Source organism: Methanobrevibacter sp., assembly GCF_045541095.1.
Classification (GTDB): Archaea; Methanobacteriota; Methanobacteria; order Methanobacteriales; family Methanobacteriaceae; genus Methanocatella.
This window is the reverse complement of sequence record NZ_JAZQIJ010000035.1, coordinates 1-8,230: the sequence shown is the minus strand read 5'-3', so window position 1 is coordinate 8,230 and position 8,230 is coordinate 1. Positions and strand designations below refer to the sequence as shown.

The 8,230-nt window shown below is 36.1% G+C and carries 7 protein-coding genes; 6 read left to right on the top strand and 1 reads right to left on the bottom strand.

The window, feature by feature from the left end; genetic code table 11:
* Window positions 1-197 precede the first annotated feature (197 nt).
* Both carA and carB read left to right on the top strand, forming a co-directional pair.
* On the top strand, window positions 198-1,280 hold the full coding sequence (carA, locus tag ACKI2P_RS01690) for a glutamine-hydrolyzing carbamoyl-phosphate synthase small subunit (RefSeq protein ID WP_407374517.1): 1,083 nt from the start codon (window positions 198-200) through the stop codon (window positions 1,278-1,280).
* Window positions 1,281-1,301: 21 nt separating this feature from the next.
* Window positions 1,302-4,478, top strand: coding sequence for a carbamoyl-phosphate synthase large subunit (gene carB / locus ACKI2P_RS01685; RefSeq protein WP_407374516.1), 3,177 nt, complete (start codon window positions 1,302-1,304; stop codon window positions 4,476-4,478).
* Window positions 4,479-4,496: 18 nt separating this feature from the next.
* Here the strand turns inward: carB and ACKI2P_RS01680 are convergent, their stop codons facing one another.
* Entirely contained in the window at window positions 4,497-5,090 is a 594-nt protein-coding gene (locus ACKI2P_RS01680; RefSeq protein ID WP_407374515.1) for a zinc ribbon domain-containing protein, read from the bottom strand.
* 148 nt (window positions 5,091-5,238) lie between these two features.
* On the opposite strand from ACKI2P_RS01680, the gene ACKI2P_RS01675 reads away from it, so the two are divergent.
* The 4 genes from ACKI2P_RS01675 to ACKI2P_RS01660 are packed head-to-tail and all read left to right on the top strand — an operon-like array spanning window position 5,239 to window position 8,205.
* Window positions 5,239-6,393: an amidohydrolase family protein gene (locus ACKI2P_RS01675; RefSeq protein ID WP_407374514.1), complete on the top strand. Its 1,155-nt coding sequence runs from the start codon at window positions 5,239-5,241 to the stop codon at window positions 6,391-6,393.
* A gap of 41 nt (window positions 6,394-6,434) precedes the next feature.
* The gene (locus ACKI2P_RS01670) at window positions 6,435-6,857 is read left to right on the top strand and encodes a universal stress protein (RefSeq protein WP_407374518.1); all 423 of its coding nucleotides are present in this window, start codon (window positions 6,435-6,437) and stop codon (window positions 6,855-6,857) included.
* A 39-nt stretch (window positions 6,858-6,896) separates the two neighbouring features.
* Window positions 6,897-7,739 (top strand): CBS domain-containing protein, encoded by an 843-nt coding sequence (locus ACKI2P_RS01665; protein WP_407374513.1) that lies wholly within the window; start codon window positions 6,897-6,899, stop codon window positions 7,737-7,739.
* A 10-nt stretch (window positions 7,740-7,749) separates the two neighbouring features.
* The gene (locus tag ACKI2P_RS01660; protein WP_407374512.1) at window positions 7,750-8,205 is read left to right on the top strand and encodes a hypothetical protein; all 456 of its coding nucleotides are present in this window, start codon (window positions 7,750-7,752) and stop codon (window positions 8,203-8,205) included.
* Window positions 8,206-8,230: the final 25 nt, after the last annotated feature.

Sequence of the window (8,230 nt, the reverse complement as noted above, 5' to 3'; positions counted from 1 at the left end):
ACACCATAAATTCTGATTGTATAGTGTTTTGTCATTTTTAGATTATATGTTTTAATCAATGTCATTCAGAAATCCTAAAAATATCACCTAAAACTTGAATGATTTTTTAATTTTTAACCAAAAAACAAAGTTTAATAATATAGTAAAATAAAATATATTAAAGATATAGGAATATATTTTTTTTATATGGTGATGTAATGGTAAAAATAGCTAAATTAGCTTTGGAAGATGGTACTGTTTTAAAAGGTGAATCATTCGGTTATGAAACCACCAAATTAGGAGAACTTGTATTTTCTACAGGTATGGGTGGTTACACTGAATCTTTGACCGACCCGTCTTTTAAAGGAGAAATTTTAATGTCCACTTACCCATTGGAAGGAAATCATGGTGTAAGTGAGAAATGGTATCAATCTGACAAGATTCAGGTTGAAGGTTTTGTTTGTCGTGAAGTCTGTCGTGAAGTATCCAACTTCGGACCTCAAAAAACATTGGATGAATTTTTAAAAGAGTTCAAGACTCCGGGAATCAGTGGAATTGACACCCGTGACTTGACTTTGAAGATCCGTGAAAAAGGTTCATTTAAAGCAGCTATCACAACAGAAGATATTGATGATGACAAACTGATTGAAATGGCAAAGTCCCAGCCAAGTATTGAGGATGTGGATGTTGTGCCATTGGTTTCCACAAAGGAAATTAAAATGTTCAATGAGGATGCAGATAAAAAAGTTGCTTTAATCGATTGCGGTGTTAAAAGAAATATTATTAACTCATTTTTGGAAAGGGATATTGGAGTAATTTTGTTCCCTTATGATACAGATTATAAAACAGTTTTAGATTACTCTCCAAACGGATTGATGATTACATCAGGTCCTGGAAACCCTGACAGGGTATCTGAAACTATTGAAACCATGAAAAAATTATCTAACAGATTGCCGATATTCGGAATCTGTATGGGTCAGCAGTTAATCGCTAAATCTTTCGGTGCAAGATCATACAAAATGAAATTCGGACACCGTGGTGAAAACCAGCCGGTAAAAGACTTGAACACCGGAAAAGTATTCATCACATCCCAAAACCACGGTTTTACTATCGACAAGGAATCCCTAAAGGAAACAGATTTAGTATTGACTCATATTAACTTAAATGATGGAACTCCTGAAGGTATTTCTCACAAAGAATTACCACTGTACTGTATCCAGTACCACCCTGAAGCGGGTCCTGGTCCAAACGATACAAGAAGCGCTTTTGATGAGTTTAGTCAAATGATGGATGATTATTAAATATTTTAGTGAGGATTACAAATGCCAGTTGATAAGGATATTAAAAAAGTATTGATTATTGGTTCTGGACCTATTCAAATCGGACAGGCTGCGGAGTTCGATTATTCAGGTTCACAAGCGTGCAAATCATTAAGAGAGGAAGGAATTGAAACAGTTTTAGTTAACAGTAATCCTGCAACAATTCAAACTGATATTGATATGGCTGATACTGTTTACACTGAACCATTGACTCCTGAAGTTGTTGCAAAAATTATTGAACAAGAGAATGTTGATGCTATTTTACCAACCATGGGTGGACAGACCGGATTGAATATTGCAACAGGCCTTGGGGATTTAGGATTACTTGAAGGAATTAAGGTTTTAGGTTCTGACGTTCAAACAATTAAGGATGTTGAAGACCGTGATTTGTTTGCTAATCTGATGGATGAAATCGGTGAGGAAATTCCAAAATGTCAGGCAGTTGAAAGCGTTGACGCTGCACTCGAAGCCGTAAAAGACATTGGATACCCTGTCATCGTAAGGCCGGCTTTCACATTAGGTGGAACCGGTGGGGGAATTGCCCACAACGAAGAGGAACTGATTGAGATTGCAAACCATGGGCTTGATATGAGTTTCATCAACCAGGTACTTATTGACGAATCAGTACTCGGTTGGAAAGAAATAGAATTTGAGGTAATGAGAGACAAGGAAGACACCTGTATCATCGTATGTACCATGGAAAACATCGATCCTATGGGTATCCACACAGGAGACAGTGTTGTAGTCGCCCCTATTCAAAACCTTTGTGATGAAACCATTCAGAAAATGCGTGATGCATCCATTAAAATCATCAGGGCTTTAGGAATCAGGGGAGGTTGTAACATCCAGTTTGCGCTAAACCCTGAAACCGATGAATACAAGGTTATTGAAGTAAACCCTCGTGTGTCAAGAAGTAGTGCTCTTGCATCCAAGGCAACAGGTTATCCGATTGCAAAAATATCATCTAAAATAGCATTGGGAATGACCTTGGATGAAATCAGAAACGACATCACCAAAGAGACTCCTGCTTCATTTGAACCGGCTATCGATTATGTCGTTATCAAAATCCCAAGATGGCCGTTTGACAAGTTCAAAGGAATCAGCCGTGAAGTAGGTGTTCAAATGAAAGCGACCGGAGAGGTAATGGCTATCGGAAGAACATTCGAAGAGGCATTCCAGAAAGCTTTAAGATCTCTTGACATGGGCTTTGACGGATTTGAATATGTGGACTACACTGAAGATGACTTGGCCGATCCGACTGACTTAATCTATTTCCAAATCTATTCAGCCATTAAAGATGGTATGGACATAGACAAAATCAGGGAACTGACAAATATTGATAATTTCTTCTTATATAAAATCAGAAATATCGTCAACTTTGAAAAGGATGTTACTGCTGAAAAACTTGATGATGAGGCATATCTCAGAAAAGCAAAACAGATGGGATTCTCCAACAAAAGGCTGGCTGATTTGTCCGGTCAGACTGAAGAATACATCAGAAACCTGCTTTCAAGATACAACATAAAACAATCTTACAAGATGGTAGATACATGTGCTGCTGAGTTTGAGGCAAAAACTCCATACTACTACAGCAGCTATGATGAAGGTAACGAACTGGTATCAACCACCAAGAAAAAAGTCGTTATTCTGGGCGCAGGTCCAATCAGAATCGGACAGGGTATTGAGTTTGACTACTGCTGTGTACATTCATCTTTGGCTTTAAAGGATGATGGAATTGAAACAATACTAATCAACAACAACCCTGAAACCGTAAGTACAGATTATGATATTTCAGACAAACTTTTTTTCGAACCGTTGACATTTGAAGACGTTATGGGAGTTATTGAGCAGGAAAAACCTGATGGCGTAATTGTGCAGTTCGGTGGACAGACATCCATTAATCTGGCCGTTCCTCTTGCAAATGCAGGTGTCAAGATTCTTGGAACTCCATACGAAAGTATCGACAGGGTAGAAGACAGAGAATTATTCGCTGAACTTTTAGAAAAATTACACATTCACCAGGCACCTTACGGAACTGCAAATTCATTTGAAGAAGCAAAAGAAATCGCAGAAAGAATTACATTCCCTGTACTTGTACGTCCGTCATATGTTATCGGTGGAAGGGCAATGGAAATTGTTTACGATACTCATGAGCTTGAAGAATATATGAAAGAGGCAGTTAAAGTGTCTCCGGACCACCCAATTCTTGTTGACAAATTCCTGGAAGATGCAATCGAGCTTGACGTTGATCTTTTATGTGACGGTGAAGACGTATTCATTGCAGGAATCATGGAACATATCGAAGAAGCTGGTGTTCACTCAGGAGATTCTGCATGTGTAATACCTCCTCAGACAATTCCGGAACATATGCTGGACACTATCCGTGAGCATTCAACCAAACTTGCTTTGGAATTGGACGTTAAAGGATTAATGAATATCCAATATGCCGTAAAACTTGATGAGGAAATGGTATATATCATTGAAGCTAACCCTCGTGCAAGTAGGACTGTTCCGTTTGTAAGTAAGGCCATCGGTGTGCCTCTTGCAAAAGTTGCAACCTGGATTATGGACGGAGCCAAATTGAAAGACTTCAATCTGACCAAAGAAATCAAGATAGATCATGTAGCTGTTAAAGAGTCAGTGTTCCCATTCCTGAAATTGCCTGAGTCCGATACTATATTGGGTCCTGAAATGAAATCAACAGGGGAAAGTATAGGTATTGATGAAAACTTCGGAATGGCATTCTATAAATCACAGCTTTCAGCTGGTATGGAATTGCCTAAAGAAGGTAAAATCTTCCTAACAGTTAAAGAGCAGGACAAAAAGAAAATCAGACCTATTGCTGAAAAGGCAGCTAACCTAGGATTTGAGGTTGCAGCTACTCAGGGAACCGGTGATGCAACTGGTCTTGAAGACATTGAAATAATCAAAAAAGTGTCACAGGGCTCACCAAATATTCGTGATGCAATCCTGAATAAGGAAATTGATTTGATTATTAACACTTCTGAAGGTAAACAATCTGCAAAAGACGGTTACATTATCAGAAGATTAGCTATTGAACTGGGTATACCTTATGTTACTACCTTAGCAGGGGCAAGAGCAGTATTGAATGCGATTGCAGCTGTGCAAAATAGTGAAATCAATGTTAAATCATTAAATGACTATGCTGATGGAGAATAATTATTCTCTATCCTTTTTTTAATTATTGTAGAGATATTCTTTTATATTAATACCACAGGACGGACAGTCTTCCTCGCCAATTTTCAATCTGCTTTTACATTTAGGACAGAAGTTCAATTGGACCTTATATTCTTTTGTTGGGTCAATGACAATATTGGTTTCAATTTTTTCGGTTACATGTGATTTCAAAACACTCATGTCCCAATTGTTGTCCATTAAAAGCTTTTTATAATAAAATGCTTCTGTCATTGTATCGTAATATCCTATGATGTCATCCATCCTTTTGATGAAAAAGCCTTTTACCTTGTGGTCAAAAAGGATTTCTCCTTCCCTTTCTTTTTTGTTGACTTTTGTTCCCTTGATTCTGCCTTTCGGTCTTTTTTCAGGAAAAGGAGGCAGTTCCATATTTTCATATTTGTTTTCCAGGTCACATTCGACAAGCAAATCATAATCAAAGTTACAGAAAAATAGTGCGTCTCTTTCATATAATGCATCAGATAATTTTCTAAACTCTCCATAATCCTTATTGTTATGCTTAACTCGGTAAACTTCACCAGTTTTCACAATGTTTCTGTAGAAATATCGTATTTCCTGAGAGTTAATAAAAATCATCTCCTAATTTTTTAAAAAGCGATTTTGGGTGGTTTTAAGTGTTGTATTTTTTAAAAATATTTTCTCCCAATTATTATAATATTATCTTTTTCGATTAAATAAAGTTAATGACAAATTTTATTAATAAAAAAAATTAGATTTTCCTTTAATGTTTACTATAACAAATGGAATTATACTTAAAGGTCACAATCTGGTTCCCACAAAGGAAAATATTGTCGTTGATGATGGAAAAATCATTGAAATGGGTAAAGATACATTGGAGGGAAAAATCATAGATGTCGATGGGGCTATAGTGTGCCCATCATTTATTAATGGCCATATTCATATCGGAGATTCGATAATTAAGGATGAAGGTTATGGCCTGTCATTAAGCGAAATGGTAAAGCCTCCGAATGGGGTTAAGCACAGGGCTTTAGCTGATGCCAGTGATGACGAGCTGATTTCTGCAATGGCCGATTCTATGTGGGATATGGTCAACTCCGGCACAACTCATTTTATTGACTATCGCGAAGGCGGAATCAGGGGTGTCAAACTTCTAAAAAAGGCAAGTGAAGGCATTCCAATCAAACCAATCATTCTGGGTCGTGACGATAGCTTTTATGGTGAAGATCCTGATTTAAGGCAGGTTAGAATAGCTATTCGTAAACTTCTTAAGGTTGCAGACGGAATTGCTCCAAGCGGATTTGGTGAAATTACTGATGACGTTGCAGGTTTAATCGTTGAGGAGTGCAGTAAACAGAATAAGATTTCCTCAATTCATGTGGCAGAATCAGAATCCAACCAGATAGAGTCTATTGAAAAATTCTCCAAAAGTGAAATCGAAAAGGGTGTTTCGAATAACTTTTCTCAGCTTGTTCATTTAACCAATCCCAAAAACAATGATTTGGAACTTGTTTCCAATTCCTCTTCCAATGTTGTCGTTTGTCCAAGAGCAAATGCCACACTGAATGTTGGGGTCTGCAGGCTAAATGAAATGTTGGCCATGGGTATCAAGCCGCTGCTCGGTACTGATAATGTGATGCTGAACTCTCCAAATATGCTTCGGGAACTTGAATTCACTTTAAAGTTAATGTCTGTTTATTATAAGGATTACCTTTCTCCATTAAAGTTGTTACAGATGGCAACAACCAATATAGGTTGTCATGATATAAATAATATTGTTCAAAAAACCCCCATAAATGAGGGTAATTGTGCAGAATTTGTAATTTTCAAATCTTTTTCTAAAAATCCTTATCTTAACATATGTAATCGCAGTGAAACGAAAAATATATTATATATAATCAACAAAAGATGTATAGTATAATATCATGGATATAAATCTATATATTATGGGAGATGTTAATGATGTATAAGAAAATCTTGGTCCCAACAGACGGGTCTGAATTTGCAAAGAAAGCTCAAAAACATGCATTGTTTTTAGCCAATGTTACTGGAGCTGAAATAATCGCTGTGAGTGTCACAGAAAACAATTTTGTTAACGGACTTCCATTGGATGATGAAGTATACCAGTTAAATCAAATCTTGAAAGAAAGATCAGAAGAGAACCTGGAAGAGTTTGATAAGTTAAATGAAAATGATTTAAAGATAACTCATGTAATTAAAGAAGGTTCTCCTGCTAAGTGCATATTGGAAGTGGCTAATGATGAAGATGTTGATTTAATCGTTATGGGTAGTTCAGGTAAATCCGGATTTGATAGATTTATAATGGGTAGTGTAGCAGATAAGGTTGTAAACTCGGCCAAATGCGCAGTACTTGTAATTCATTAAATATTATCATTTTATTTATTATTTGTTAAAGGTGTTTATATGTTAGTTAAAAGAACAATGTCTAAAAATGTTGTTAGTGTTTCCGTTCCAGGTAACCGTGAAAAAGTTTTAGACTTAATGAGAAAAGAAAACAAAGCAGTACTTCCTGTAGTTAAAGAAGATACTGATATTTTAGTAGGACTAGTAACTCGTTCTGATTTAATTAATAATCCTGATGAAGAACAAATTGCAATGTTGATGAGTAGAAATTTAGTTACTGTCGCCCCTGGTGACGATGTCGTTGATGCTGCTCGTAAAATGATTGAAAATAATGTTAGAAGAGTCCCTGTTGTAAATGATGATGGGGAATTGGTAGGTATTATAACCTCCTTCGATTTAGTATCAAAAGCATTAACTAAAATCCAAATCGACGATGCGGTTGAAAATTATATGATTACCACTGTCCCTACTACTTGGGAAAATACTCCATTGAATGTCGCTTTTGAATCCATGAACCAATTTGGTTTAAAATCCATTTTGGCATTAGATGATGAAGCTAAACTTTCCGGAATCTTAACTGAAACAGATTTCATATCAGAAATAGAAATTATTTCCGAAAGAAGTGAACACAGTTCCACTGTAGGAACTGAAGGAGACAAATGGTCCTGGGACAGTACTTCTGTTTTATACATTGAGAAAAATCATTTAAAATTCACTGATAAAGTAGTTAAAGATGTCGCAATTGGTAATGTTGAAGTTGCTAACTCCAAAACTAAAGTTTCAGACTGTGCTAAAAAAATGAAATCCTTAAACATTGAACAGATTCCGGTTATTGGTGTTGAAGGAGATTTAGTTGGTCTTGTAAGAGCTAGTGATTTAATTAAAGCATTAGTTAAAGAATAATTGTGATACGATGGCTGTTAGTCCAGTGTTGGTTATTAAAACAGATGATAGTGTAGTTGGTGTTCGTGCAAGATTATATGATGATTTTTCCGAACATAAAATTGTGCTAAACTCTGTTCTCACATACTGGTGGGCTAATAATATGCCTCCAGCCACCAAATTTTTAGAGCTGTTTGATTCAGTTATAAAACGTACAATCAATGAGATAATGCCTCATAAGATGTTGGATTTGAAATATGAGGTCAAAGCCAATCAGATTTTGGATAATGCCTCTGAAATTGAAATTAATTTAATTTCCGTTGTAGCTGATGATGTAGGTTTTAAAATTGATGGTGGATTGTTTTCTTTATCCGGAATCCGTAAGGTTGAAGAGGATTTTGAAAGTCAGGATATCTCAGTTACTTATGAACATTCAATTGAAACTCCAGACATTGTTTTGAAAAAGTATAAGGAAATGAAAAATTAAGTTTCATTTTCCATATTTTTTTCTT

What these genes read in the sequence shown, in the direction of transcription:
- carA (WP_407374517.1), top strand. Translation starts at nt 198, where the DNA reads ATGGTAAAAATAGCTAAATTAGCTTTGGAAGATGGTACTGTTTTAAAA.
- carB (WP_407374516.1), top strand. Translation starts at nt 1,302, where the DNA reads ATGCCAGTTGATAAGGATATTAAAAAAGTATTGATTATTGGTTCTGGA.
- ACKI2P_RS01680 (WP_407374515.1), bottom strand. Translation starts at nt 5,090, where the DNA reads ATGATTTTTATTAACTCTCAGGAAATACGATATTTCTACAGAAACATT.
- ACKI2P_RS01675 (WP_407374514.1), top strand. Translation starts at nt 5,239, where the DNA reads ATGTTTACTATAACAAATGGAATTATACTTAAAGGTCACAATCTGGTT.
- ACKI2P_RS01670 (WP_407374518.1), top strand. Translation starts at nt 6,435, where the DNA reads ATGTATAAGAAAATCTTGGTCCCAACAGACGGGTCTGAATTTGCAAAG.
- ACKI2P_RS01665 (WP_407374513.1), top strand. Translation starts at nt 6,897, where the DNA reads ATGTTAGTTAAAAGAACAATGTCTAAAAATGTTGTTAGTGTTTCCGTT.
- ACKI2P_RS01660 (WP_407374512.1), top strand. Translation starts at nt 7,750, where the DNA reads ATGGCTGTTAGTCCAGTGTTGGTTATTAAAACAGATGATAGTGTAGTT.